Origin of the sequence: Halorubrum sp. SD690R (assembly GCF_005435035.1) — an archaeon.
GTDB classification, from domain to species: Archaea; Halobacteriota; Halobacteria; order Halobacteriales; family Haloferacaceae; genus Halorubrum; species Halorubrum ezzemoulense.
In genome coordinates this window covers 21583-46923 of record NZ_SGTV01000009.1, presented here as the reverse complement: position 1 = coordinate 46923, position 25341 = coordinate 21583, and the positions used below count along the sequence as shown (strand labels likewise).

Annotated in this window: 21 protein-coding genes and 1 tRNA gene; 11 read left to right on the top strand and 11 right to left on the bottom strand. The window is 67.3% G+C overall.

Translation table 11 applies throughout. From position 1 onward, the window contains the following. The first annotated feature begins 5 nt into the window (after positions 1 to 5). Complete coding sequence (locus tag EXE41_RS07405) at positions 6 to 515, top strand: hypothetical protein (protein WP_094495085.1); 510 nt, start codon at positions 6 to 8, stop codon at positions 513 to 515. A 59-nt stretch (positions 516 to 574) separates the two neighbouring features. Here the strand turns inward: EXE41_RS07405 and EXE41_RS07400 are convergent, their stop codons facing one another. Beyond that, positions 575 to 1315, bottom strand: coding sequence for a hypothetical protein (locus EXE41_RS07400; RefSeq protein WP_137690694.1), 741 nt, complete (start codon positions 1313 to 1315; stop codon positions 575 to 577). 140 nt (positions 1316 to 1455) lie between these two features. On the opposite strand from EXE41_RS07400, the gene EXE41_RS07395 reads away from it, so the two are divergent. The 5 genes from EXE41_RS07395 to EXE41_RS19045 all read left to right on the top strand — a co-directional run bounded on the left by EXE41_RS07395 (position 1456) and on the right by EXE41_RS19045 (position 11716). Then, on the top strand, positions 1456 to 2118 hold the full coding sequence (locus tag EXE41_RS07395; protein ID WP_049931114.1) for a DUF6517 family protein: 663 nt from the start codon (positions 1456 to 1458) through the stop codon (positions 2116 to 2118). Between the two features lie 1980 nt (positions 2119 to 4098). After that, the gene (locus tag EXE41_RS19260; RefSeq protein WP_199240862.1) at positions 4099 to 6066 is read left to right on the top strand and encodes a hypothetical protein; all 1968 of its coding nucleotides are present in this window, start codon (positions 4099 to 4101) and stop codon (positions 6064 to 6066) included. A gap of 118 nt (positions 6067 to 6184) precedes the next feature. After that, positions 6185 to 6352 carry an HEWD family protein gene (locus EXE41_RS19255; RefSeq protein WP_167373064.1) on the top strand — a complete coding sequence of 56 codons (168 nt, stop codon included), beginning with the start codon at positions 6185 to 6187 and terminating at the stop codon, positions 6350 to 6352. Positions 6353 to 6583: 231 nt separating this feature from the next. After that, complete coding sequence (gene gltB, locus EXE41_RS07385; RefSeq protein WP_137690671.1) at positions 6584 to 11272, top strand: glutamate synthase large subunit; 4689 nt, start codon at positions 6584 to 6586, stop codon at positions 11270 to 11272. A gap of 267 nt (positions 11273 to 11539) precedes the next feature. Next, the gene (locus EXE41_RS19045) at positions 11540 to 11716 is read left to right on the top strand and encodes a hypothetical protein (protein WP_158294400.1); all 177 of its coding nucleotides are present in this window, start codon (positions 11540 to 11542) and stop codon (positions 11714 to 11716) included. 87 nt (positions 11717 to 11803) lie between these two features. Here the strand turns inward: EXE41_RS19045 and EXE41_RS07380 are convergent, their stop codons facing one another. After that, positions 11804 to 13936 (bottom strand): ABC transporter ATP-binding protein, encoded by a 2133-nt coding sequence (locus EXE41_RS07380; protein WP_137690670.1) that lies wholly within the window; start codon positions 13934 to 13936, stop codon positions 11804 to 11806. Positions 13937 to 14255: 319 nt separating this feature from the next. Between EXE41_RS07380 and EXE41_RS07375 the strand changes: the two genes are divergently transcribed. The 3 genes from EXE41_RS07375 to EXE41_RS07365 all read left to right on the top strand — a co-directional run bounded on the left by EXE41_RS07375 (position 14256) and on the right by EXE41_RS07365 (position 15876). Then, the gene (locus tag EXE41_RS07375; protein WP_137690669.1) at positions 14256 to 14804 is read left to right on the top strand and encodes an SRPBCC family protein; all 549 of its coding nucleotides are present in this window, start codon (positions 14256 to 14258) and stop codon (positions 14802 to 14804) included. Between the two features lie 80 nt (positions 14805 to 14884). Continuing rightward, positions 14885 to 14956: transfer RNA gene (locus EXE41_RS07370), tRNA-Ala, on the top strand. Positions 14957 to 15177: 221 nt separating this feature from the next. Next, positions 15178 to 15876 (top strand): HNH endonuclease, encoded by a 699-nt coding sequence (locus EXE41_RS07365; RefSeq protein ID WP_137690668.1) that lies wholly within the window; start codon positions 15178 to 15180, stop codon positions 15874 to 15876. 54 nt (positions 15877 to 15930) lie between these two features. Here EXE41_RS07365 and EXE41_RS07360 read toward each other — a convergent pair whose 3' ends face one another. Beyond that, the gene (locus EXE41_RS07360; RefSeq protein ID WP_137690667.1) at positions 15931 to 16395 is read right to left on the bottom strand and encodes a hypothetical protein; all 465 of its coding nucleotides are present in this window, start codon (positions 16393 to 16395) and stop codon (positions 15931 to 15933) included. 392 nt (positions 16396 to 16787) lie between these two features. After that, positions 16788 to 18308, bottom strand: a complete 1521-nt coding sequence (locus EXE41_RS07355) for a matrixin family metalloprotease (RefSeq protein WP_137690666.1) — start codon at positions 18306 to 18308, stop codon at positions 16788 to 16790. A gap of 147 nt (positions 18309 to 18455) precedes the next feature. Between EXE41_RS07355 and EXE41_RS07350 the strand changes: the two genes are divergently transcribed. Next, positions 18456 to 18989: a PAS domain-containing protein gene (locus EXE41_RS07350; RefSeq protein ID WP_137690665.1), complete on the top strand. Its 534-nt coding sequence runs from the start codon at positions 18456 to 18458 to the stop codon at positions 18987 to 18989. A gap of 21 nt (positions 18990 to 19010) precedes the next feature. On the opposite strand, the gene EXE41_RS07345 is transcribed toward EXE41_RS07350, so the two are convergent. The 6 genes from EXE41_RS07345 to EXE41_RS07325 form a co-directional block, all read right to left on the bottom strand. Beyond that, positions 19011 to 20609, bottom strand: a complete 1599-nt coding sequence (locus tag EXE41_RS07345; RefSeq protein ID WP_089307871.1) for an NAD(P)/FAD-dependent oxidoreductase — start codon at positions 20607 to 20609, stop codon at positions 19011 to 19013. 85 nt (positions 20610 to 20694) lie between these two features. Further along, entirely contained in the window at positions 20695 to 21372 is a 678-nt protein-coding gene (locus EXE41_RS07340; RefSeq protein ID WP_137690664.1) for a metal-dependent hydrolase, read from the bottom strand. Then, entirely contained in the window at positions 21373 to 22041 is a 669-nt protein-coding gene (locus tag EXE41_RS07335) for a hypothetical protein (protein ID WP_086220374.1), read from the bottom strand. It lies immediately after the preceding gene. Positions 22042 to 22083: 42 nt separating this feature from the next. Further along, positions 22084 to 22380, bottom strand: a complete 297-nt coding sequence (locus EXE41_RS19250; RefSeq protein ID WP_094580506.1) for a hypothetical protein — start codon at positions 22378 to 22380, stop codon at positions 22084 to 22086. Positions 22381 to 22409: 29 nt separating this feature from the next. Continuing rightward, positions 22410 to 22589, bottom strand: coding sequence for a hypothetical protein (locus EXE41_RS19245; RefSeq protein ID WP_086216221.1), 180 nt, complete (start codon positions 22587 to 22589; stop codon positions 22410 to 22412). Between the two features lie 75 nt (positions 22590 to 22664). After that, positions 22665 to 23018, bottom strand: a complete 354-nt coding sequence (locus EXE41_RS07325) for a zinc ribbon domain-containing protein (RefSeq protein ID WP_086216222.1) — start codon at positions 23016 to 23018, stop codon at positions 22665 to 22667. A gap of 90 nt (positions 23019 to 23108) precedes the next feature. Here EXE41_RS07325 and EXE41_RS07320 point away from each other — a divergent pair, with 90 nt between their 5' ends. Next, a complete protein-coding gene (locus tag EXE41_RS07320; RefSeq protein ID WP_086216223.1) occupies positions 23109 to 23759 on the top strand; it encodes an SDR family oxidoreductase in 651 nt (216 codons plus the stop codon). A gap of 7 nt (positions 23760 to 23766) precedes the next feature. Here the strand turns inward: EXE41_RS07320 and purB are convergent, their stop codons facing one another. After that, positions 23767 to 25254: an adenylosuccinate lyase gene (gene purB, locus EXE41_RS07315; RefSeq protein ID WP_137690663.1), complete on the bottom strand. Its 1488-nt coding sequence runs from the start codon at positions 25252 to 25254 to the stop codon at positions 23767 to 23769. Positions 25255 to 25341: the final 87 nt, after the last annotated feature.

Below are 25341 nucleotides of genomic sequence, written 5' to 3'. Positions count from 1 at the left end.
CGGGTATGGAACGCACCCCCGACGGGACGCCCGTCGGCGTCGACGACCCCTACGCGGTCGCCGGCGTCTGCGACCACCTCACCGACGACGGCCGGTGCCGCTTCGCGCTGACCCGGGCGGGCGACGATCCCGAGTTCGCGGCCGCCCGACGCGCCGACAGCTACGACTGCCACGTCGGTGCCGACGGCGAGTGGCGCGCGTGCCCCCACTATCGGTCGACGACCGACGCGAAGACGTGTGTCCGGTGCGGGCTCGAAAACGTGCGCCTGGCTCACGACGACTCCCGCCCGCTCGTCGAGGAACACCACCTCTCGTACGGCGGCGACGACTCCCACGAGATCACGGTCGGCCTGTGCCGCTGGTGTCACGCCAAAGTCCACGAGTCGATCGCCCGCATCGACGACGACGCGAGCCCGGATCCAGAAGCGATCGCCGAACGCGAGCGGCGGCGAGAACGAGAGCGCTCGGCGTCGGCGTTCGAAACGGCCAGCGAGACGTACGATTTCGACGAGTGAGGAAGCCGCACGGCCGTAGAAACGGGGCTCCCACCTCGACCGCCCGTCCGAGACTCCAGTCAGGTGTCTTCGGCCGGTCGGATCAGGTTCGCCAGCGCGACGAGCAGTCCGAGGAACCACCCGAGCGGAACTGAGATGCCGATCCACATCAGGACGTATCCCAGTCCCGGTAGCCCCCACTGCTCGCCGAAGGTCTCCAAGTCGAACGCGCCGCGGAGCGTCTCGTTGATCCCGCCCACCGAGAGGAACGTGTCGAGGATCCACCGCGCGAGCTCGTAGCTCGGCGGGAGGATCAGCTCCTCTAACGTCGGCGTGACGAGCGCCGCGACAACCGGCGGTAAGAACAGCGCCGTCATCGCGAACGGGTACGCGAGCAACACGCTGACGAACCGCCCGCCGAGCTTCGAGAAGCCGGCGGCGAAGGCGGCCGAGACGACGGCGACCGCGCTGGCGGCGCCGACCGCAATCACGGCGTCAAAGGGTAATTGAAGGTGCGTGATTACCGTGAGCGTCCCCCAGACGACGGCGGCGACGACGACCGCGCCGGCGACGCCGATCCGGGTGACCGCCGAGTCGAGCTTCGCCGCGTAGTAGCGCGTGGCGAACCCGACGAGCAGCAGTGGGTACGCGACCGCGACGAGCGGCGCACCTAGCACGGCCCAGAGGTAGTAGCCGACCGACTGCACGGCCGTCTCGGGCTTCCACTTCCCCAGGACCGCGCTCGGGTCGAGCTGTCGCGGGAAGACGACTTCCATCCACGTCTCGTGGAGGCGGACCACGTCCAAGAAGAGCGCTTCCACCAGCCCGGTTTGTCCTCGGCGTTCCATTTGCCTCACGTCGCGCGCGGCCCGACGTGAACTTTGTGCCTTCGGCTGCGGGGTTCTCGCGACCGATACCCGCGCCGATAGGGTTAAAGAACTGCGTAGACCTACCCGAACGCATGAAACGACGTGGGCTGCTCGCGGCGCTCGCAGCGTCGACTTCGGTCGCAATCGCCGGGTGCGCCGGCGAGGACGGGAGCTACGAGTTCGACGCCGAACCGGCGCGCATCCCGGAGAGCGCGTACGCCGAGGGGTTCTCCGGTGAGGATCCGGAGTCGTTCACCATCGATCAGGAGTTCAACGCCGCGGGCGTGAACGCGGACGTGTCCGCGACGACGTGGATCGCCCGCTACACCAACCAGACGGTGGGATCAGCGCTGTTCGTGGCGAGTACCCCCAACGCTTCGATCGGCGGGCAGTCGGTCAATCCGCTCGTCCGGGCCGACGACGCGGAGCTCATCCGGCGGCTCCTCAGTCAGGTCGACCAGCAAGGGATCGGCGGCAACGGCACCGACATCCAAGCCGACGACATCGAGAAGCGCGGTGAGGAGACTCGGACGATCCTCGACGAGGAAACCTCCGTCTCGATCCTCGAAACCACCGTCAGCGCGGAGGTCAGTGGCGACGGCGGTCAGAGCGGCTCTGTCGAAGACATTCCCGTCCTCGTCTACATCGGCACCGTCCAGCACGACGACGACGTGATCGCGCTGGTGGGCGTCCATCCCGTCGAGATCGACCAGTCTGACCAACTCCTCTCGATGATGGAAGCGGTCGAGCACTGACCGCTTCTAACGACCGCTTCGCCTTCCCACCCACGTTCCACCCGTTTTCGAAACTCATCTCCGCACTCGTGGCGCCGCAGTCATGCGATTATTTTCTCGAGCGGAAGCTTTCACCTCCGTAAGTCATTTATAAACGATCGGCCGGAGTGAGAGATCCCGCGGGTACAAGACGCGCCTCGCGGTCGCCGGGTCGACTGTCGACCTCGGCCGTTCCGAGAGCTATCGCTTGGCATCCGCGGCCCGTTCGCCATGATCCGAACGCGATCGCTTCGATGGGTGTCGGTCGGAATAGTTGCCTGTCTGGTAATTGTTACTGTTGCGCTACTGCTCGGCGCAAATACCGTTACAGCCCAAAATTCTGATCAGAGCGTCTATTTAAATAAATCTGGCAGTCCAGATAGTCTTCGGGTAGGCAAATCCAGTCAAAACATTAGTAATATAAGCATTATATTAAATCAAGCAGACAGTGTTCAAAGTATCAAATTGTTTGTGAACCTGACTAGCGTTAAATCAAAAGGTGTTCGCACCTCTTCTGCTTCAATATCAATTAATAGCATTCAAAATGGATCTGTAACTAATACTTCCTACCTGAATTCTGACCATAAGTCATTTTTAACAGCAACTATTCGTCCCAATAAAACGGCTCACTCAATACAAATTGACTCTGCTCAAATATCTGGAATTGCCACAAATAACGCAAGTAAATCAGAGAAGCTAACATATAGTGTCGGCGTCACTAATAGTTCTACACATCCTTCTAGAGAAATACAAGATGTGTCAAATACAAGTCCGTTCAAAATCATTGACGGTACTCTTAACGTCCCAGATCAGGCGACTGGCTCACCACAGTTACATCGAAATACACCCACAACAATTGGAATAACAGTTGACAATCTTAGTGGGAATACAAATTCTACATTATTCATCACACGTGACGATGAGAATGAAGTGATTGGACAACGAGGTGTCTCTATAAATACTTTCAATCAGAAAGAATCAATTTCTGTGGATACAGCACACCCTGGAGGTGATGTCAAGGCTTTTCTTGTTGCTAACTCCACTCTTGGTGATTCTGATTATAGCACTTTAGAACAATTACCCCCCAATATGACCTCTTCGGCATTGTCCACTGATAGTGGGCGCATTGTTACCGCAGATGTATATTTCCATAATCGATCATATAGCAGTCCACAGAGAAATAAAATTGTAGTTTCTTTCGCCAGAGTTTCTGATACAATTGATGAAAAGACTCCATTCTTTGTATCACTTCATCCAGTCAATTCAACTGGATATATTCTAAAAGATAATATAATAGCTAATTCGAAAGTCCTGACAGGATGGAATGACAATGTCTCTCTCTATTTCAACACTACAACTTACAAGCGTGGTATTTTCCGCAGTAATCGTTATGCTGTTGCTATTCAACTAGCACGTGACTATAGCGGTGGTGACTGGATTTCTCCGAGGGATTCCGAGCTGCTTCGTAACTCTGATCTTAATGAGCAGTTTGTTTCCGACGGTGTTGCAGATGGCGGTGTTATTTCAATAACCACTGTTAGCACAAACGTCTCCTGCTCAGAAGGTATCCACATTAAACGTAACGAGTCGCTAAATAAACCAGTATATTCTGGCCAACCCATTTGTTATAGAAGTCCTTCAGACCCAAAAAGTGTCGAATTACACAAAATTAGTAAGGACAACACAACCCGTGTCGTTTCAGTAGGCACGCGGGTGAATAATTCATCCTACATTCAGTATAACACTTCACTGCTATCTTCAGGTACATATTATATTCACACGAATACTGGAAACACAAGAAAATTTGACATTATTGGGCGAGAGAAAAAAGACATCAGTTTGAATGATTCCCCCAGCCGAGTTGCTTATGCGGACTCTATCAAGACTTCTTTGTCTCATAGTGTCCCAGATTTGGAACTTGTTCTTGCCAATACGACAGGTAACAGTACAACAGCACTCGAAATGACAACTACTGATACGGGACCCACTCCCGTATCGGTCAACACGTATGCGTCGCCGAACTCTTCAGCGTTCGTCACGACGGGGTCCGGAGTTGACATCGAGTCGGTCACGGGCCATACTGACCCGCTCTCGCCCGGAACGTATAATCTCACGCTGCGGTCGAAACACGGCACCGAGACCGCCACAGATGCCGCCACGGTCACGGTCGGACCCCGCTCGACTGGCAACCTGACCGCGTACACGACGCGGGCGGCCTCGGCGGGCGACTTCGCGAACGCGACCGAGATACGCGAGGCGATCGCCGACGGAACGCTCGCACCCGCCGCGACTGCGACCGCGAACGACACGGTCGTGTGCGGGGTGAATGCGTCCGGACTCACCGGCCTTCCTGCGGCCGCGAACGCGTCGCTGGAACGCGGGGAGGACCTCGCTCGTCTCGACGGCCTGTCGTTCGGAGTGGCACCGGCAGACGCGGACGACGCGAACGGTTCGACCGAGGGCGAGGCAGTGGGCCGGATGCCGAACGAATCCGCGGTCCACCTCGACCGAGACGGCCTGTTCCTCGTCGCCGACGGAGAGCACGCGTTCGGCACCGAGACACCGCCCGATCCGGGCGAGACGTTCGAGGGCACGTTCCGAGTCGACGACGATCGGTTGCGCGAGACCGCGGCGAACGACCGTCACCGCGTGACGACCAACCTGACCTACGGTGCTCTCGATCCGGCCGACTCCCTCGCGGAGAACGCGACGCCCGAGGGAACGGCCGGAACGAATCAATCGCTCAGTAGCAACGAGACGGCCGGAACGAATCAATCGATTAGTGGTAACGAAACGGCAGGAACGAACCGATCGCTCAGTGGTAACGAAACGGCTGGAACGAACCGATCGCTCAGTGGTAACGAAACGGCTGGAACGAACCAATCGATTAGCGGTAACGAAACGGCTGGAACGAACCAATCGATTAGTGGCAACGAAACGGCTGGAACAAACCGATCGCTCAGTGGCAACGAGACGGCCGGAACAAATCAATCGATTAGTGGCAACGAGACGGCCGGAACGAACCGATCGCCCAGTGGTAACGAAACGGTCGGAACGAACCGATCGCCCAGTGGTAACGAAACGGTCGGAACGAACCGATCGCCCAGTGGTAACGAAACGGTCGGAACGAACCAATCGCTCAGCGACAACGAGACCGCCGGAACAGATCAATCGCGTAGTGCCAACGCAACTGTCGAGACGGACCGAGCGTTCGGCGGCAACGGATCGACGGCCGTGAGCGCGCCGGGCGGCCCGACGGCGGCGAACCCGTCCGGGGCGACGGCGGGCACTAGCGCGTCTGGCGGCGGGCCGGCCAGCGGCGGCGGGTCGGCGGCCCCCGGTGGCGGGCCGGTCGCCGGGGGTGGTTCGACAGGTAGGGAGTCGGACGGGAGCGACGGTCCGGGTAGTGCCCCCGCTAACGCCGGAAGTGGTGCTGATCCCGCCGTTCCGTCGGACACTACTACTCCACCAGACTCCGCCGACGCCGCTGCCAGCAACCGTTCGGACCCCACGGGAGGGTCGACCGGCGTGGACGCGAATCGCTCGACGCGTCCCCCCGACGTAGGGATCTCGGTCGCTCCGGGTCGCACCGATATCCCGTCGTCTGCGGGGCCGTCCGAGGCCTTCGGTACCGGCGGCCTCACCGGGGGTGACGGACCCGGCCCTGCGGACCCCTCGGGCGGTGAGCAGTCGACCGCGAACCGCGCCGACGAGCGCGTGGACGCGCAGTCGACCGATTCGGCCGAGTCGTCGACGTCGTCCGAGGCGAGCGGTTCATCTTCCGACGCGGTCGCCCCGAGCGACCTCGGATACGACGACGCGCCGATACGCTCGACCGCGTACGACCTCCCCGGGTTCGGTGCCGTCGCGTCGGCCGCGGCGATCGCGGGCGCGTCGCTGCTCGCTCGGCGCCGCGGCCGCAACTCGTGAACTGCGACGGGGCGGTCACCACCTCGGAGTGGCCTCTTCACCCGCGCGGTTCACCGCTGGTCCTCGGCCGCCACCCATCGTCGATATGCTTTTGCTCGGCGGTGCCGTTCTCTCGCGCATGAGCGTGACCATCACACCGCCGGAGGAGCGCACCTGCGAACTGTGCGGGCGCGAAGAGCGGTGGGACGACGAGGCCGACGGGTGGCGGATCGCGGCGGAGCCCGGAAACGTCTACTGTATCCACGAGTGGGACATCAACGGCTCGTTCGTTCCCCTCGAAGAGTAGCTTCCGACTGGACGATCTGGCACTTCTACCGCCCTAGCGAAGTCGCACGTATCATATAAGTAAATATAATATTATTCCGGGAGCTAGCAACCGAGATACTTGATCGATTCTGGTCCGTGTTAATTGTTCACCACCCGTGATGAATAATTACCTTATATTCCCTAATGTGTGTACGATGGATCCTACCCCTATCAGGGTCATGCCTTTACCTGTTCATTCGAAGCGAGACGTATGACCAAGTCACGTAGTACCACCCGGGGCGTACGCGACTCGGAGCCCTCGGGTCAGGAGGGGGGACTCGCGGATCCGACGGACGACCGGTCGAACTGCGGGATCGGCGGCGTCGTCGACCTCGACGGCGCGCCCACGCACGAGACCGTCACGGACGCGGTCTCTCTGCTCGAAAACCTCGAACACCGCGGGACGACGGGTGCCGAGGAAAACACCGGCGACGGCGCGGGGATCATGGTCGCACGGCCGGACGCGTTATTCCGCGACGTCGTCGAGGCGGACCTCCCCGAAGAGTACGCGGTCGGCTCCGTGTTCATGCCCCCGGAGCCGAGCGTTCAGGCGGAAATCCACGATGTCATCGCCGAGGTGTGCGCCGTCTACGGGCTGGAGGTGCTCGCGTGGCGGTCGGTTCCGACTGACAACTCCGACCTCGGCGCGACGGCCCTCGACTCGGAGCCCGAGGTGTCGCAGGTGTTCGTCGCCCCCGTCGAGGGCGCGGGGCTCGCCCAGCGGTTCACCAGCGAGGAGGACCGGGCCGACGACGCCGATCCCGACCTGCTCGGCTTCGACCGCGCGCTGTACGCCGCCCGGCGCGAGATCGAGAACGCGGTGTCCGAGGTCGACGGCGCCGGCCGCTTCTACGTCTGCTCGCTCGACCGGCAACGCGTCGTCTACAAGGGGCTGTTGAAGGGGTCGCAGCTCGCCGACTACTATCCGGACCTGACCGACGAGCGGTTCGCGAGCCACGTCGCCTTAGTCCACGCGCGGTTCTCGACGAACACGCTGGGCGCGTGGCACCTTGCGCACCCGTACCGCAACATCGTCCACAACGGCGAGTTCAACACGATCCGCGGGAACGTCAACTGGATGCGGGCCCGCGAGACCGACCTCGACCACCCGGCGTTCGGGGCCGAGCTAGACACGATCAAGCCGGTGATCGACGACCCGAACCAGTCCGACACTGCGAGCGTCGACAACGCGCTCGAACTCCTCCTCCAGACCGACCGCGACCTCCCGCACGCGCTGCGGATGCTGATCCCCGAGGCGTTCCGCGACGACGACCTGATGAACGACGACCGCGCCGACTTCTACGACTACCACGCGTCGCTCGTCGAGCCGTGGGACGGGCCGGCTCTCGTCATCGGCTTCGACGGCGAGCAGGTCGCCGGCGTCCTAGACCGCAACGGTCTCCGCCCGTGCCGCTACGAGGTGACGACTGACGACCGCCTCGTCGTCGGCAGCGAGGTGGGCGCGCTCCCGACCGAGCCCGCCGACGTGCGCCGCCGCGGGCGGCTCCGGCCGGGTGAGATCTTCGTCGCCGACCCCGAGGCGGGCCGGATCGTCCCCGACGACGAGGTGTTCGAAGAGCTCACCGACGAGAAGTACGGCGAGTGGGTCGCGGACGGGCAGGTCGACCTCGACGCGCTTACCGACGAGGACGGCGCCGCGGCGGGGATCGACGCCGACTCCACCACCGAGGGCGACGGGGAAGAGTCGAGGCCGACCGTCCGCGCCCACCAGGCCGCGTTCGGCTACACGACCGACTCGCTGAACCACCTCGTCGAACCGATGGCGACCGAGGGGAAGGACCCGGTCGGCTCGATGGGCGACGACACGCCGCTGTCCGTGCTGGCGGACGTCGACCGCCCCCTGTTCACCTACTTCAAGCAGCTGTTCGCGCAGGTGTCGAACCCCCCGATCGACTACATCCGCGAGGAGCTCGTCACCTCGCTGGAGACCCGGATCGGGAACCAGCGCAACCTCCTCGCCGAGACGCCGGCCCACGCCGAGCAGATCGTCGCCGACACGCCGGTTCTGACGGACGCCGAGACCGGAGCGCTTCGCGACCTGCCCGGACCGGGCGAACGGACCCCCGGGGACGAGGGCGCGTCCGACGGCCCCGCGTTCGCCTCCGTCACCGTCGACGTCACCTACGACCGCGACGGCTCGCTGGTCGACGCCGTGAGCCGCGTCCGCGAGGACGCCGCGGCCGCCATCGAGGACGGGGCCGACGTGGTCGTCCTCTCCGACCGCGCCGTCGGGCCGGACCGGCTCGCGGTGCCGAGCCTGCTCGCGACCGGCGCGGTCCACCACCACCTCGTGCGCAAGGGGCTTCGCAACCGCGCGGGCGTCGTCGTCGAGTCCGGCGAGCCGCACGAGGTCCACCACCTCGCGACGCTCGTCGGCTACGGCGCCGACGCGGTTGACCCGTATCTCGCGTACGCCTCGATCGCCGACGTGGTCGCCGGCCCGGACGGCGCGGACGAGGACGAGGCGCTCGGGGCGTACCGGCACGCGCTGGAGGACGGGCTCCTCAAGACGATGGCGAAGATGGGCATCTCGACGATGGAGTCGTACCAGGGGGCCCAGATCTTCGAGGCGGTCGGGCTCGACTCCGACTTCGTCGCCGAGTACTTCGAGGGGACCGAGATCCGCACCGAGGGGATCGGGATCGAGCAGATCGAAGACGACCTCCGCACGCGCCACGCGATGGCTTTCGGCGCTGACCCCGAGCTGGAGACCGTCGGCGAGTACGAACACCGCTCCTCGGGCGTGAAACACGGCTGGAACCCCCAGACGGTCGGCACGCTCCAGCAGGCGGTCCGCGGGGGCGACTACGAGCAGTATCAGGAGTTCGCCGAACTGGTGAACGACCAGACTGAGGAGCTCCAGTCGCTGCGCGGCCTCCTTGAGTTCGACTCCGACCGCGACCCCGTGCCGGTCGAGCAGGTCGAGCCGGTCGAGTCGATCGTCGAGCGCTTCTCGACGGCCGCGATGAGCCTCGGGAGCCTCTCGCCGGAGGCCCACGAGAACAACGCCATCGCGATGAACCGCCTGGGCGCGAAATCAAACACGGGCGAGGGCGGCGAACCGCCGGAGCGGTTCGACACCGAGAAGGAGTGTACGGTCAAGCAGGTCGCCTCCGGTCGGTTCGGCGTCACCTCGGAGTACCTCGCGAACGCCGAGGAGCTCCAGATCAAGATGGCGCAGGGGTCGAAGCCGGGCGAGGGCGGCCACCTCCCCGGCGAGAAGGTGAACGAGATGATCGCGCACGTCCGGTGTTCCACCCCCGGCGTCGGGCTCATCTCGCCGCCGCCCCAACACGACATCTACTCGATCGAGGACCTCAAGCAGCTCATCTTCGACCTGAAGGCCGCCAGTCCCGAGGCCGACGTCAACGTCAAGCTGGTCTCGGAGGCCGGCATCGGCACCATCGCGGCCGGCGTCGCGAAGGCGAACGCGGACGTCGTCCACGTCTCCGGCCACGACGGCGGGACGGGGGCGTCGCCGAAGACCTCGATCAAGAACGCCGGGCTCCCGTGGGAGCTCGGGCTCGCGGAGGCGAACCAGATGCTGCGCGCCACCGGCCTGCGCGACCGCATTCGCGTCTCGGCCGACGGCGGACTGCGGACCGGCCGCGACGTGGCGGTCGCGGCCGCCCTCGGCGCGGAGGAGTACATTTTCGGCACCGCCTCGCTCGTCACGTCGGGCTGCGTGATGGCCCGGCAGTGCCACGAGAACACCTGTCCGGTCGGCGTCGCGACCCAGCGCGAGGACCTCCGCCAGCGGTTCCCCGGCCAGCCGGACCACGTCATCAACTACATGACGTTCATCGCGCAGGAGCTGCGCGAGATCATGGCCGAGCAGGGGTACACCGAGCTGGCGGAGTTCATCGGTCGGCCCGGGCTGCTCGCCCAACGCGACACCGACCACGAGAAGGCGAAGCACCTCGACCTGTCGGCGGTCATCGCCGAGCCCGCCGGCGAGTCCCGCACGAAGGTCCGAGAGCAGGCGCACGGCGGCATCGACGACCTGCTCGACTGGGACCTCATCGACGAGGCCGCGCCCGCCATCGATGACGGTGCGCCGGTCGCGCTCACCCGCGACATCCGCAACGTCGACCGCGCGGTCGGCGCGACGCTCTCGAACCGCATCGTCTCCGAACACGGCGGCGAGGGGCTCCCGGACGACACGGTCTCGTGCCGCTTCGACGGCGAGGCGGGCCAGAGCTTTGGCGCGTTCCTCGCGCCGGGGATCACGCTGGAGCTGTCCGGCGCCGCCAACGACTACGTCGGCAAGGGGCTCTCCGGCGGCCGGATCGTGATTGACACGCCCGCGGAGGCGTCGTACGATCCGACCGAGAACGTCGTCGCGGGGAACGTCTGTCTGTACGGCGCCACGTCGGGCGAGATGTACGTTAACGGCGTCGCCGGCGAGCGGTTCGGGGTCCGCAACTCCGGCGTCAGAGCCGTCGTCGAGGGCGTCGGCGACCACGGCTGCGAGTACATGACCGGCGGCGTCATCGCCGTCCTCGGCGACACCGGCCGCAACTTCGCGGCTGGGATGTCCGGCGGCATCGCGTACGTGTACGACCCCGACGACCGGTTCGCCGACCGGGTGAACCGCGGGATGGTGTCGGTCTCCGAGACGCTGGAGGGGTCCGACGAGCGGATGCTCCGCCGCCTCGTCGAGAACCACCGCGAGTACACCGACAGCGAGCGCGCGGCCGAACTGCTCGACGACTGGGAGGCCGCGCTCGACGACTTCGTCCGCGTCTTCCCCGACGCGTACGCCGAGGTCATCGCGGAGGGCAAGGGCGCCGACGTGCGCGAGGAGCCGCCCGCGCCCGCCGCCGCGGTGCCGGACGCCGACGCCGACGCGGCCGGGCAAATCTCCGGCGACGACTGATTCGCACCGCCTCTCACGGCATCGTCGAAGCCCGGGGTCAGCGATGGATTTCGACAGCCTGGAGGCGTACGGAACGCGTCTCTCGCACCGAGCGATTCCCAGGTCAGTCGCCACAGGATTATTATCGCCTTCGTTACTGGTCGGACCTGTGTCCGTGGACGAACACGGTCGCGACAGCACCGAGCCCTCACCGTCTCTCGATCCCGTCTCCCACCGGTTCAGCGTATGACCTCGAAATCGCGGGACCGGCCGGCCGGACTCGTACCGGTGGCCCTTCTCATCGCGCTCGCAGGTGAACTCCTCGGCGTGCTCCTCCTCGTCAAGATCGCCGTACCCACTCTCTTCCTCGCTGCGGCGAGTCTGCTCGCGCTCATAGCCGTTAATACGGTCCGATCATCCGAACCGGACACGCACGAGCCGACCCGAAGCGACGAGACGAAGTGATCGACGGCGCTGGTTCAGGCCACTCGCCCGTCTCGACGGGACGCCGGTGAATATTTCACCGGCCACTGAGGCCGACCGGTCTCCCGATCAGTCGTCGAGCGACTCCGCGTCGACCTCGCTCTCCGTCGCCCGCTCGACCGCGCGGTCGACGTGGCGCTCGCGGGCGCGCTCGACGAACTCCTCCGGAAGCTCGTCTATCTCGCCGGCCTGAACGCCCCAGAGCTTCGCGTAGAGGCCGTCCGCGGCGAGCAGTTCGTCGTGGCTCCCCCGCTCGACGACCTCGCCGTCCTCCAACACCAGGGCGGTGTCGGCGTCGGTCACCGTCGAGAGCCGGTGCGCGATGACGAACGTGGTGCGGTCGGCCGCGAGGCGGTCGAGCGAGCGCTGGATCAGCATCTCCGTCTCGGTGTCGACCGCCGAGGTCGCCTCGTCGAGAATCAAGATCGCGGGGTCCTGAAGCACGACTCGGGCGATCGCGAGTCGCTGGCGCTGGCCGCCCGAGAGCTTCACGCCGCGCTCGCCGATCCGCGTCTCGTAGCCGTTCGGGAGTGAGGCGATGAACTCGTGGGCCTCCGCGGCCTTCGCGGCCTCGACGACCCGCTCGCGCACCTTGCTCTCCTCGGCGTCCGCTTCATCGATCCGCGTGAACCGCCCGTAGCGGATGTTCTCGGCGATGGTGCCGTCGAACAGCGTGGTGTCCTGCGCGACGTAGCCGACCGACGAGCGGAGGCTTTCGACGGTCACGTCGCGGACGTCGTGACCGTCGACGCGGATCGCGCCGTCGGTCACGTCGTACAGCCGGAGGAGGAGCTTGAGCAGCGTCGACTTCCCCGCGCCGGTCGGTCCGACCAGCGCGACGGTGTCGCCCGGATCGGCCGAGAAGGAGACGCCGCTGAGAACCTCCTCGTCGGCGTCCTCGGGGTCGACGAGGGCGTTCCCGGGGTACGCGAAGGAGACCTCGTCGTACTCGACGGCGCCCGCCACGCCGCCGTGGTCGGCCGCGGCGTCGGCCGCGTCGCCGGTCGCGTCGTCAACTGCGTCCTCCGTCGCGTCGTCGACCGTGCCGTCGACGCCGCGGCCGCGCTTACTTCCGCCGTCGCTCCGGGTCTGGCCGCCGAGTTCGATCGCGTCGTCGTCGTCCTCGATGCGGACCGGGATGTCGCGCAGGCCGAACACGCGCTCGCAGGAGGCCTTCGCGTTCTCGTACTGGTCGATGATGTTTGACACCTCCGCGAGCGGGGCGACGAACTGCTGGGTGAGGAGGACGAACGTGACGAACGTCCCGACGGTCAGCTCCGTCGAGAAGGGGCCCGGCGGGCCGTTCGCAAGCCAGAAGCCGCCGACCGCGAAGGTGGCGGCGAACGCCAGCCCGGCGAGCAGCTCCATCCCGGGGCGGTAGACGTAATTGAGCCGGAGGATCGACATCGTGCGCCGGAAGTACGAGAAGGAGGCGTCCTCGACGCGCTCGCTCTCGTGGGCCTCCGTGTTGGAGGTCTTCACCAGCTCGACGCCCGAGAGCGCGTTCTCGAGGGCGGTGTTGAGGTCGCCGACGACCGAGCGCTGCGCGACGTACCGGGGTTCGACGGCGCGCATGAACCACAGCGTGAAGAGGAACATCAGCGGGATGGCGGCGAGGGTGATCACGGCCAGCTCGTAGTTGTAGTAGAGGAGGACGGTCGCGATCCCGACCACCATCACGCCGAGGCGCGCGGAGTTCTGGAGGGCGTTGTCTAAGAACACCTCCAGGTTCGAGGCGTCGTTGTTGAGGACGGACATGACTTCGCCGGTCTGCTTGTCGTCGAAGAAGGTCATGTCGAGCCGCTGCATCTGGTCGAAGGAGTCGGTGCGGACCGCGTGCATCACGCGGTGCGCGAAGTTGTTCGCCGCGATGCCGTAGACGTACGTGAACACGCCCGTCACGATGAACGACCCGAAGATGAGGATCACTGAGAGGCGGAACTGGGCGGCCTCCGCGGTCGGCAGCCACGCGTCAGGAACGATCGGGAGCGTGTAGGGGCCGGAGCCGGTGAAGACGGCGTCGATGGCGACGCCCAGCACCACCGGCGGGATCAGCCCCGCGACCCGGGCGACGACGTTGGCGACCATCCCGATCACGAGCCAGTGCGCCTCGGACGCCCCGTACTCGCGGAACAACCGCCCGAGCGGTCGGTCCACCCGGTCGCGGTACACTTCGAAGGCGTTGCGCTCGTCGGCAGCCATAGCCGTATGAGCGCCGGAAGCCCCATGTATCCGGCGGCTTCGGCGGCCCGTTCCGGGTTCCGACGACGCGAATCCTGGCCCTCGAGGAGGCGAACAAACCCGCCTGAATACAGCGGCGCGCGCCTCCGAGCGCCCGAGGGGGGCGCGAGGAGCGCGACGAGGCCGGGGAGGTGTGTGGAGCGGTACCGTGCGGGGCGGGGCTTCGACGGTGTTCGCCGTCACTCCGCAATCGGCCGCGACTGTGACGGGAATCACCCCAGGGCCGTCGGTCGGGTTCGGTCGCCGGACCGTTTAATAAGCGTCACGCGAACCCACGTACGTGGACGAACTCGTCGTGAGCACGGAGGTGTACGCCAACCCCGAAGACGTGTACGCGTTCCTGCTCGACTTCCCGCAGTACGCGAACTACTCCGAGTACCTCCGAGAGGTCGAAACGGTCACCGGCGACGGCGGCCCCGGCACCCGGTACGCGCTCACGTTCGCGTGGTGGAAGATCTCCTACACCGCTCGCTCCGAGGTGACCGGCGTCGAGCCGCCCGAGCGGATCGACTGGGAAATAACGAAGGACATCGACGCCGGTGGCTGCTGGCGAGTGACGCCGACGTCGACCGACGGGGGCGAAGCGGCCGCCGAGGAGACTGACGACGCGCCCTGCGAGGTCGCGCTCGAAGTCGAGTTCGACCCCGGCTCCGCCAGCCCGGACGCGCTCGACCTGCCGCGGCTCGTCTCGTTCGACTGGGTGTTGAAGAAGGCGATCCCGCTGATCCGAAGCGAGGCCGAGCGCGTCGTCGAGCGCGCCGTCCGCGACTTGGAGGGATCGCGACGCGACGTGGACCTCGACGTGTACGTCGACTCCGACCGGATCTGAGCGTGGGCGGCGCGCGGTCCAGTCGGTCCGCGATTCGAAGCCCTTAAGATATTCACCGCGGAACGAACGAATGCGTTCGAGGGCTCGTAGATCAGTGGTAGATCATCCCCCTGGCACGGGGAAGGCCCGGGGTTCAAATCCCCGCGAGTCCATCCTTTTCCTCACTTCGTTCGCTTAGTCATTCCCTCGTGTGGTCCCACTCGCTCGCTGTGCTCGCTCGCGGGACCCCTGCGAGTCCGTATTTTTGCCCCGCGAGAAACGCTGCGAGCGACGTAGACCTGTAACGAGCGGTGACTTCTCCTGATTTGCCATTCTAAATATCAGCAAGTTTGAATAATATTCATACGGCGCATCAGAAAGATAAAACCGCTATATGGCGGCTTCGAGCTACCCTGATGATTGGGACGAGAGGCGCAGAAAAGTTTATTCACGTGACAATTATACCTGCCAACAATGTGGTGCCCGGGGTGGGTCGTCCGGAGATACTGAACTCCACGCGCATCACCTTACGCCACGATCTGAGGGTGGTTCTGATTCGTTAGATAATCTTCAGACGCTCTGCGTTAACTGTCATAATAGTCAACACAAGCACGACATCACACGGGATACAACTCAGAACGACCAACAGGATACAGTGAATAACCACTTGTCTCGTGTATACACAATTTTACCGTTTTTCTTCTTCGTTGTAATTAAGCACCTGATAGCTCCGCTCGCTGCTGGCTATGGTTATTTCTACATTTTGAGTGAAGCATCATCCATTGCGGGAAGTATACACTGGCTTCTCACACCTATTGTGCTGCTCGTACTCGGAACTACTGGTGGGATCCTCGGCCTTCGTTTCCAATCTGTTGTCTTCAAGTCGTATCTCCTCGTGTTCGGGATCCTCGCTTGGTACGTTTCCGGCCAAGATCCGACATTCATTGAGAGATTAGGTAGGATTATGACAGACGCTCACTGGCTTGAATCTCTTATCGCAATTCCCACGGTTCTGTTCGGTCTGTTCGGACCTTTGCTAATTACTCTCGGCACACGGATAACGGGGACTACAGAAAGCAATCGGATTAATTGAAAGCCGTGAGGACGGCGACGGTCTCCCGGACGGAGAAGTTTCGCGGCAGGTCGCTCATCGCTTGAACCACGAGGCGTCCGGTTCGGGCGCGTCGATGTCCGGCTCGCGGGCCTCTTTGGCCCGCCGCCAGCGAGTAGGCTTCAGCAGTTGGCCGCGGGCGACGACCCCGCGGCAGCACGCGCCGATTCGGTCGGGCCGCCGCACCGCGCTCGGCGGCCGGACGTGGAGGCACACCGTCATCGCGAGCGGGAGCCAGAGGAGCGCCGCGACCGCCGCGCCGAGCGCGACGCCGACGACGCCGAGCGCCGCCAACGCCGCCGTCCCCGTCACGAGTTCGGTGACCGCGTCGACGCCCTCCCCGTACCCTTTCCGACCGCCCTCGGGCGGAATGTCGACGGCGAAGGCGGGCACGCGGTCGCCGTCGAGGTTCGCGTCCAAGAGCGCGCCGTACTGCGCCTGCCGCCGGCGGTCGTCGAGCAGCAGGCTCTCGTAGCGCGTTCCCGCCTCCTCGACGACCACGCCGTTGACGGGGCCGAGCGCGCGGTCCGGCAGCGTCGTCGCCTCGCCGTGGTACCCCGGCGCGAGGTGGCAGGGCCGCCCGCGGTCCGCGCGGTCAGGAGCCCGGGATAGGTCGCGGACTCGGACCGCTGGCCGTCGGGATCGGCGGCCGCGTCGGTCGCGTTCGAGGATCGCTCCGCCCCGATGTATCTCGTCGTGAGCCGTGCCGCGCGCTCCGGTACGGAAACGGGGTGGAAAGACGTTATCCCCGGTTCCCGTCCCTACTCCGCGACCGCCGCCTCCACGGCCCTGCTCTCCTCGTTCGTCAGGTCGTAGCAGTCGCAGAGGATCTGGTCGATGAGGCGGTCGGTCTCCTCGATCCCCGCGTCGAGAGCACACTCGCTCGCCCGACCCTACTCCGGCCACGCCTCCCGCTCCCGCCGGTCCGTCTCGCGAGAAAGCTCCGGCGGCACCTCCTCCAGCAGGGCCGGCGCGAACGACCACCCGACGTGCCACGCGACGACCTCCTCGTCTAGCTCCTCCAGCCGCACGTCCTGTTGCCCGTAGTACTCGCCGTCGACCGTACAGGAGCCGCCTCCGTCCGTGATACAGACCTCCCCGCGCTCGTCGTAGGTGATCTGGACGTGGGCGTCGCGCGCGCTGTCGACGAACTCCCACGCGAACCGGTCGCTCCCGACGATATCCTCGCGGCCCGCGAAGTAGTCGAGCGCCGCGGCCACCTCGTCCTCGACGGGCCCCGTGACCGCGCCGTCGTCGGCGCGCAAGTGGATCTTCAAGGGCCGATGCGTCGCGAGCGTGCTCGTCGCGTTCATCAGCCCGGCCGGCTCCTCGCCGTGTTCGAGCCCCTGAACGTGGCCGAGCTCGTGGATGATCGTCGCGTTCATGTCCGCGTCGGAGACTCGGGGATCGACGGTCGCGGTCATCGGCGTCCGCGGCTCGTCGACGAGCAGGTCCGCGCAGCCGAAGTACCGCGTGTCGTTGCCCTCGACGCCGCAGCGCTCCACGCGGTCGAACCGGAGAACGACGTCCGCCCGCGACTCGTCGCTCACCCGCTCGTAGGCGACGGGATAGCCGAGGTAGCGCTCGTCGTTCCGCTCCCAGTACCCCGTCGCGGCCGCCGCGACGCCGGAGACGTTCCGGTCGACCGCCGCGTCGTCGGCGTAGAGGCCCAGCGTCGTCTCCCCGTACGGGCTCGGGTGCGACAACGCGACCGCGCGCTCCCGCGTCCGGTTCGCGGTGGTCACGACCAGCGGGTGGGCGCCGCCGTCGCGTCGCACGTCCGCGAACGTGACAGACACTCGGCGCTCCGCGCCGCCGTCGAGCGCGACCGTCCGGTTCGCGCTCGCTCCCGCGCCGTACCGGATCCGGACCGTCTGGGTCCCGGCCCGGTCGCCGACGTTCCTCACCGTCGCCGCCACCGAGAGCTCTCCGCCGTACTCGACGCTGTCGGGGGCGTCGATCGCGGAGACCGCGAACGTCGCCGCGTGGGCCTCTTCGACGACGATCGAGCGGGTCGCCGTCGCCCCGCCGACGGTCACCGTCAGGTCGTACTCGCCCGGGTCGAGCGCCGCGCCGTCGACGCGGGCCGTCACCGTCAGCGTCCCGTTCGCCGGGACGGACCGGTTCTCGGCGACCAACGTCGCGTCACCGACCCGGACCGTCACCCGAACCGGGTCGAGTCCCGCGGCCGAACCCCCCTCGCCCGCGGATCCGCCGTCGCCCGCGAGCCCCTCCCACCGCGCGGTCGCCGCGACCGTCGCCCGCTCGTCGTGGCCGAGCGACTCCGGGGCGGAGACGGACTCGATTGACGGTGACGGGTCTCCGGGGGGGCCGGCCAGCTCCCCGCCGAGCCCGCCGCAGCCGGCGAGCGCGACGAGCAGCGCGACCGCGAGGACGGCGGTGGTCTCACGCATCAGTGACCACAGCCTCCGACCCGGACGCACATAACGTTCGTTCCACTCACCCGCCCCGCTCGGCGGTCGCGACCGGCGTCCGGTCGGTTCCGTGCTCCCCATCTCACGGAACGACACGCGCTTGTCCGTCCGCGCCTAACCGCACACGTGACGCTTCGAAGCGACGTGCTCGCGGCGATCGGCGCCGACCGCGGGGCCTTCCGGACACGCCTCTCTGCGCTGACCGACGAGTACGACCTCGACGGCGTGACGCTCCCGACGCACTCGGACGCCCCCGCCGAGCGGGAGCGCGAGGCGCTGTTCGTCGACCGCGTCCGCGCGCTCGACGACCTCCCCCTCGGCCTCACGCTCACCGGCCCGGCGTACGGCGACACGCCGATCGTCTACGTCAACCGCTGGTTCCGCGAGTGGACCGGCTACGGGCTCGACGAGCTCCGCGGTCGGAACCCCCGGCTGTTTCAGGATCCGGCCGCCGCCGCCGACCCCCGCGCGGACTTCCGCGAGGCGCTGTCGACGTGGTCCGCGGTCACCGTCGAACTCCGCAACCGTCGCCGGGACGGTACTCCCTTCGCGAACCGCGTCACGCTGCGGCCGCTGTTCGGGGACGCGGGGACCGTCACGCACTGGGTCGCGGTCCAAGAGCCGGAGCCGATCGACGGGCCGGACGCGGGCGTCGAGTAAAATCGCCCCCGAACGCGCCCCTCACCGCAGCGTCGACGTGGGGACGACGGACGGGAGCACGCCCCCGCCGGTCGCGTCCTCGACGACCGCCTCGGCGGCGTGTTCGCCGCTGAGCAGGCACATCGGCATCCCGATGCCGGGGTTGGTGTACGCGCCGACGTAGTAGAGGCCGTCGACGCCGGGGGCGCGGTGGGCGGGGCGGAGCGGCCCCGTCTGTTCGAGGGTGTGCGACAGCGCCAGCGCCGTGCCACGGGGCGCGTTGAACCGCTGCCGGAAGTCGGAGACGCAGGCGGTCTCCTCGAAGACGATCCGGTCGCGGAAGTCGACGCCGGCGTGTTCGGCGAGGTCGTCGAACACCAGGTCGCGGAACCGCTCGCGCGTCTCGGGGTCGTCCTCCAACCCGGCCGCCAGCGGGACGAGCAGGAAGACGGCCTCGTGCCCGTCGGGCGCCGCCTCGGGGTCCGTCTTCGACGGGACGTGGACGTAGTATGCGGGGTCGTCGGGCCACGCCGGCTCGTCGAAGATGTCGTCGAAGTGCGGCCGCCAGTCGGTCGGGAACACCAGCGTGTGGTGGTCGAGGTCAACGTCGCCCTCGACGCCGATGTACGAGAGGTACGCGGAAGGCGCGTACGTCCGCGACTCCCAGTACGACTCGCGGTCGACCGTCCCGCTCGGGAGGAGGTCGCGCTCGACGTGCGGCGGCGGCGCGTTCGCCACGACGCGGTCGAAGCGCGCCGACCGCGCCGCCGCGGTGGACTCGCCCATCGCGCGTCGCTCCGTCTCCACGGTGAACGTCGGCGTCGCCGCCGGCACCGACGGCTCGATCGCGGTCACCGGCTCGTTCGTCCGGATCGTGACCCCGAGGTCGCGCGCGAGGTCGGCCATCGCGTCGACGACGCTCGCGATCCCGCCGGTCGGATGGTAGACGCCGAGGTTCATGTCGACGTGGCTCATCAGCGTGTAGATCGCGGGCGTGTTGTACGGCGACCCCCCGAGGAACACCAGCTTGTACTCCGCGATCTGGCGGAGCTTCTCGCTGTCGAAGTAGTCGCCGACGTAGTCGTCCATCTCGCGGAGCTTCGGCAGCGCCCGCCCGGACCGGAGCACGTCGGCGTCGACCATGTCGCGCAGCCGCGACCGGCTCGGGTAGACGAACCGGTCCATCCCGAGCTCGTACGCCTCCGCGGCGTCGGCGAGGTAGTCGTCGAGCACGTCGCCCGCGCCGGACTCGTACGACTCGAACAGCGCCTTCTGTCCCTCGCGGTCGGCCGGCATCGACGCGCGGTCGCCGTCCTTCCAGATCACCTCGTACAGCGGGTCGAGCTCGACCAGGTCGTAGTAGTCGTCCGTCGATCGCCCGAAGTGTTCGAAGAACCGGTCGAACACCTCCGGCATGAGGTACCACGACGGGCCGGTGTCGATACGGAACCCGTCGCGCTCGATCCGCCCGGCGTACCCGCCGGGGTGCTCGTTGCGCTCGAACACCGTCACATCCGCCCCGGCGTCGGCGAGGTACGAGGCCGTCGAGAGCCCGCCGAAGCCGGCGCCGACGACGGCGATCGACTCCCCGGCCAGCGGCTCGGTCGCCTCCGATAGGTCCGCGTCCGGTTGGGGTGTCATTACGTCTCGCTACGCGTCCGGGACCGTTTACCCTGCGGTCATACCATGTTAGGGGCGCCGCAGTCCCCCGGATCTCGCGGGGCCGTCAGGCGTCGTCCGCGACGCCGTCGCCTTGGAACCGCCGGGCGACGAGCGCGAACAGCCCGAGCCCGATCAGGTAGAGCCGCCACCCGCTGTTCGCGATCGGGAAGCGCCGGTCGACAGGCTCCTCGACGTCGACGTCCGGGTCGCGCGGCTGGACTGGGTTGTTGACGTGGACGGACTCGCTGGTGCCGCCCGCGCCCGCGTCGACGGTCCGCGACCCGCTTTCGGGGTCGACCCGCACGTCGACGAACGTCTGGACGAACCCGTCAGCCGTCGAGTAGACCGCCTTGCCGTCCAGCTGGAAGAACCGGTCGCGGAGCGGCCAGAACGCGTTCACCCCGTCGAGATGGGTCCAGTCGATCGCGACGTGCGCGAACGCGTGGACGCACAGCGCGACCCACGCGACCGCGATCCACCGCGGCGAGAGCCGGTCCCGGAGCCACGACCGCTCCCGGACCCGCGTGTCGACGTACAGCGCCAGCGCGGCGACCGCGGGGAAGACGAAGTTGTGCCCGACCGTGCGGTGCGCGCCGGGCATGATCGGCCCGAGGAAGCTGTCCGCCTCCGGCAGGACAAGTACGACGAGCAGGGCCGCGAGCGCACGCCGGTCGTAGTAGGCCCCGAGCAGTCCCGCCGCGAGCAGCAGCGCGAACCCGGCGTGGACGACTGTCGAGGGCATTCAGCGGCTCACCCCCGCGCCTTCGCCGCGGAACCGGAACCGGACGGCGAGCGTCGCGGCCGCGGCGGCGACGACGACTAACTGCCACCCCGCCTCGACGAACCGGAACTCGCGGTCGGCACCCGGATCGAACCCCGGTCGCCCGTCGGGGTTGATCCACGAGGAGACCGGGTCGGCGACCGCCCCGCCGACGCGCTCGATCGGCAGGATCCCCGCCCCCGTCGCGCCCGGGGTCAGGAACGTCTGGACGACCCCCTCCTGAGTCGAGAACACCAATCGACCGCGGACGAGGTAGCGCGCGTCCTCCAGCGGGTAGAGGAGCGCCGCGCCCTCGCCCGCGAACAGCGCCGCGCCGACCCCGGCGACGACGAACGACGCGAGCGCGACCCACGCGACCCGAACCGCTCGGGGGCCGCCCTGCTCGCGGAGGGTCGACGCCGAGCGCAGTTCCCCGTCCCAGTAGAGCAGTCCGCCGGCGAGAAGCGGCGCCCAGACGGCGTGGAGGAGGGCGTTCGTCGCGCCGGGGACGGCGAGGCTCGCGGCGGCGTCGAGGCCGGGGAGGACCGCGGCGGCGACGACGACCGCGACCGCGCGCCGATCGAACGCGTCGCCCAGCAGCGCGGCCGCGAGCAGCGCCCCCACGGCCGCGCTCACGAGCGTCGGAGCCATGTCCGTCCTGACGCTCGGAGGCGAATAAGCGCTCCGGGCGGGTCAGTCGCGCCCGTCCCGACGGCCGTCGGCGTCGCCTCCCGTATCGCCCGCGTGCGGATCGGCGAGGTCATCGCCGAACTCGAAGTCGTCGGCGTCCGGCCCGTCCGCCTCGCTGTTCGCTCCCGCGTCAGCGGTCTCGCCCGCGTCGGCCTGTTCCCCGGCGTCGCGCACCGGGACATCGCGCTCGCGGTCGGCGGCGCCGCGCGTCTCCGTTCCCCGGTCGACCGTGACGCGGTCGCCGTCGCTCGCGGCGCCGGCGTCCGTCCCGGCCTCGACGCCGAGCAGCGCGACGGCCATCAGCCGGGCGCCACCCGCGATCAGGTTCGTCAGGTGGAAACCGCGAGCAGGCCGACGATCCCGAGCGCGGTCGCGAGGGCGGCCTCGGGCGCGGCGTCGATCGTCCAGAGCACCGGGTCACTATTCACCTCGCCGAACCGCCGGGCGTACGGGTACCGGGCGGGGGCGGCGACGACCGGGAGGGACGCGAGCGGTCGGACGGAGACCATACCGCGGCTGGTTGCGCTCCCGAGAAAAGTCGATCGCTCGGCGGGGGTTCGGGCCGTCCGTCGTCACCCCGCGGCCTACCCGAGGAAGAAGTCGATCGCGTTGCCCGACGACTGGCCCTTGTACAGCTCGGAGTAGCCGCAGTTCGCACAGGAGACGACCACGAAGCTCCGGTTCTGGACGTCGAACATCTTGGTGAGTCCAGTCCCGCTGGTGGCGATCTCGTCGGTCTCCGTCTCCGTGCCGCCGCACTTCGGGCAGCCGTCCTCGCCGCTCCCGCCGAGCGAGTCGCGGCGGTCGTCGGACCCGGACCCGTCGCCGCGGCCGCCGGAGTCGTTTCGCCGGTTTTCGCGCTCGTCATCGGCCTCGTTCTCGATCAGTTCGTCGTCGCCGAATATCGAGTACGTCTCGTCGTCGGTTTCGGAGGGCATCGGGCCCGGATCCGCGAGCGAGCGGTAAACGCCTTGTGCCCTCACCCGCCGCAACCCAAGGTATATGATTGCCGGCCGCCCCGCTCAGGTATGACGCGAGTCGCCGTGATCGCGGGCGTCGGCCCGACAATCGGGGCCGCCGTCGCGCGGCGCTTCCACGACGACGGGTTCGCGGTCGCGCTGCTGGCGCGCTCCGAGGAGTACGTGCGCACGCTCGCTGCGGACCTCGGCGGGGACGCCGTCGCGATCCCGACCGACGTGACCGACGACGCTGCCGTCGAGGCGGCCCTCGAACGCGTTCGCGACGAGCTCGGTCCCGCGGAGGTGCTCGTCTTGAACGCGTCGGGCGGCGGCGGGAACCCGGTCGACGACGCGAGCGCCGACCGGCTCCGCGAACTCTTCGACGTGCGCGTCGCCGGGTCGATGGCGTGCGTCCGCGCGGCGCTGCCGGACCTCCGCGAGACCGAGGGGACCGTCCTCTTCAGCGGGACGACGTTCGCGGAGCCGCCCGTGACGGCGCAAGTCGAGTGGGGGGCGGTCGCGCCGGCCGCCCGGGGGCTCGCGCTCTCGCTGGACGCGGCCCTCGACGACGTGTCCGTCACGTACGTCCGGATCGGCTCCCCCGTCCGTCCCGACGCCGGACCGACAGCGATCGACGCGACAGCCCTCGCCGCGGAGTACCGCCGCCTCGTCGACCACGAGGGGATCGCGACGCGAGAGATCGACGTTCGCAAGCGCTGAAGCGTCGCTACTCGTTCGTCGACCCGCCCGCGTTGCCGACCCCGTCGACGAGCTCGTCGGCGAGCCCGGTGTAGCCGGCGGGCGTCAGCGCCGCCAGTTCCGCGCGGACCTCGTCGTCGACGTCGAGGTCCGCGAACAGCTCCCGGAAGTCGTCGAGCGTCACCGACCGGCCGCGCGAGAGCGCCTTCACGCGCTCGTAGGCCTCGGTGTCGCCCTCGCGGCGCAGGATCGTCTGGACGGCCTCGCCGATCACCTCGGGGGTCGCGTCGAGCTCCTCGCGCATGACGGTCTCGTTCGGGACGACCGTCGCGATCCCGTCCGCGGCCTTCGAGTAGCCGATCAGGCAGTGCGCCAGCGCGGCGCCGACGTTGCGTTTGACCGTCGAGTCGGAGAGGTCGCGCTGAAGCCGCGAGCTCGTCACGTAGTCGGCGAGGAACGTCAGGTCCGAGTTCGCCACCGAGAGGTTCCCCTCGCTGTTCTCGAAGTCGATCGGGTTCACCTTGTGAGGCATCGTCGACGACCCCGTCTCGCCCTCGACGGCCTCCTGCCCGAGGTATCGGTCGGAGACGTAGAGCCACGCGTCGAGGTCCAGATCGAGGAGGACGTTGTTGACGCCCCGCAGCGCGTCGAACAGCGCCGCGAGGTCGTCGCAGGGGTTCACCTGCGTCGCGAGCGCGGTGTGTTCGAGGTCGAGGCCGCGCACGAACGACGCGGAGAACGCCCGCCAGTCCACCTCGGGGTAGGCGGCGCGGTGGGCCGCGTAGGTGCCCGAGGCGCCCGCGAGCTTCCCGGAGAGGTCCTCGTTCGCGACGACGATCCGGCCGAGCGCGCGGCCGAGCCGCGCGGCGTACACCGCCATCTCCTTGCCGAACGTGGTCGGCGTCGCCGGCTGGCCGTGGGTGCGCGCCAGCATCGGCGCGTCGCGGTACTCGTGTGCCAGCTCGACTAAGGCGTCGCGAACCTCGCGGACCGCGGGGACGATCACCTCGCTCACCGCGGGCTTGAGCAGGAGGCGCTGCGCGAGGTTGTTCACGTCCTCGCTGGTGAGCCCGAAGTGGATCCACGGGTACAGCGACTCCGCGTCGTCGAGCGGCGCGTCGGGGTCTTCCGCGATGTCCGCCAGCCGGACGCGGAGGAAGTACTCGACCGCCTTCACGTCGTGGTTGGTCGCGTCGTACCCCGCGGCCCCCTCGGTCTCGAGGGCCTTGACCAGCCGCGCGTCCTCGGCGTCGAACGCCTCGTACACCTCGCGGAGCGCCGCCGCGGTCGCCTCGTCGAAGGCGATCGGCGTCGCGTCGAGCGCGCCCAGCCCGAGCAGGTACTCGACCTCGACGCGGGTCCGGGCGCGCATCAGCGCGGCCTCGCTCGCGTACGGGGACAGCGGCGCCGTCCGGTCTGCGTAGCGGCCGTCGAGCGGCGAGACGGCCGCGAGCGGGTCCGCCCGGGACAGCCCCGCGATGGCGTCGTCCGCCGTCGGTTCGGAGTCGTCGGTCATGTCCGCGACTGCCCGCGGCGCCAGCAAAAGCGTGTCGATAGGTTGACGCACGGACGTGGATCTGAACCGCCGTCGGGTCGCACGAGA

Excerpts from the sequence above, each read along its gene's own strand:
- EXE41_RS07405 (WP_094495085.1), top strand. The coding sequence starts at position 6 with ATGGAACGCACCCCCGACGGGACGCCCGTCGGCGTCGACGACCCCTAC.
- EXE41_RS07395 (WP_049931114.1), top strand. The coding sequence starts at position 1,456 with ATGAAACGACGTGGGCTGCTCGCGGCGCTCGCAGCGTCGACTTCGGTC.
- EXE41_RS19260 (WP_199240862.1), top strand. The coding sequence starts at position 4,099 with ATGACAACTACTGATACGGGACCCACTCCCGTATCGGTCAACACGTAT.
- EXE41_RS19255 (WP_167373064.1), top strand. The coding sequence starts at position 6,185 with ATGAGCGTGACCATCACACCGCCGGAGGAGCGCACCTGCGAACTGTGC.
- gltB (WP_137690671.1), top strand. The coding sequence starts at position 6,584 with ATGACCAAGTCACGTAGTACCACCCGGGGCGTACGCGACTCGGAGCCC.
- EXE41_RS07380 (WP_137690670.1), bottom strand. The coding sequence starts at position 13,936 with ATGGCTGCCGACGAGCGCAACGCCTTCGAAGTGTACCGCGACCGGGTG.
- EXE41_RS07365 (WP_137690668.1), top strand. The coding sequence starts at position 15,178 with ATGGCGGCTTCGAGCTACCCTGATGATTGGGACGAGAGGCGCAGAAAA.
- EXE41_RS07355 (WP_137690666.1), bottom strand. The coding sequence starts at position 18,308 with ATGCGTGAGACCACCGCCGTCCTCGCGGTCGCGCTGCTCGTCGCGCTC.
- EXE41_RS07345 (WP_089307871.1), bottom strand. The coding sequence starts at position 20,609 with ATGACACCCCAACCGGACGCGGACCTATCGGAGGCGACCGAGCCGCTG.
- EXE41_RS07340 (WP_137690664.1), bottom strand. The coding sequence starts at position 21,372 with ATGCCCTCGACAGTCGTCCACGCCGGGTTCGCGCTGCTGCTCGCGGCG.
- EXE41_RS07335 (WP_086220374.1), bottom strand. The coding sequence starts at position 22,041 with ATGGCTCCGACGCTCGTGAGCGCGGCCGTGGGGGCGCTGCTCGCGGCC.
- EXE41_RS19250 (WP_094580506.1), bottom strand. The coding sequence starts at position 22,380 with ATGGCCGTCGCGCTGCTCGGCGTCGAGGCCGGGACGGACGCCGGCGCC.
- EXE41_RS19245 (WP_086216221.1), bottom strand. The coding sequence starts at position 22,589 with ATGGTCTCCGTCCGACCGCTCGCGTCCCTCCCGGTCGTCGCCGCCCCC.
- EXE41_RS07325 (WP_086216222.1), bottom strand. The coding sequence starts at position 23,018 with ATGCCCTCCGAAACCGACGACGAGACGTACTCGATATTCGGCGACGAC.
- EXE41_RS07320 (WP_086216223.1), top strand. The coding sequence starts at position 23,109 with ATGACGCGAGTCGCCGTGATCGCGGGCGTCGGCCCGACAATCGGGGCC.
- purB (WP_137690663.1), bottom strand. The coding sequence starts at position 25,254 with ATGACCGACGACTCCGAACCGACGGCGGACGACGCCATCGCGGGGCTG.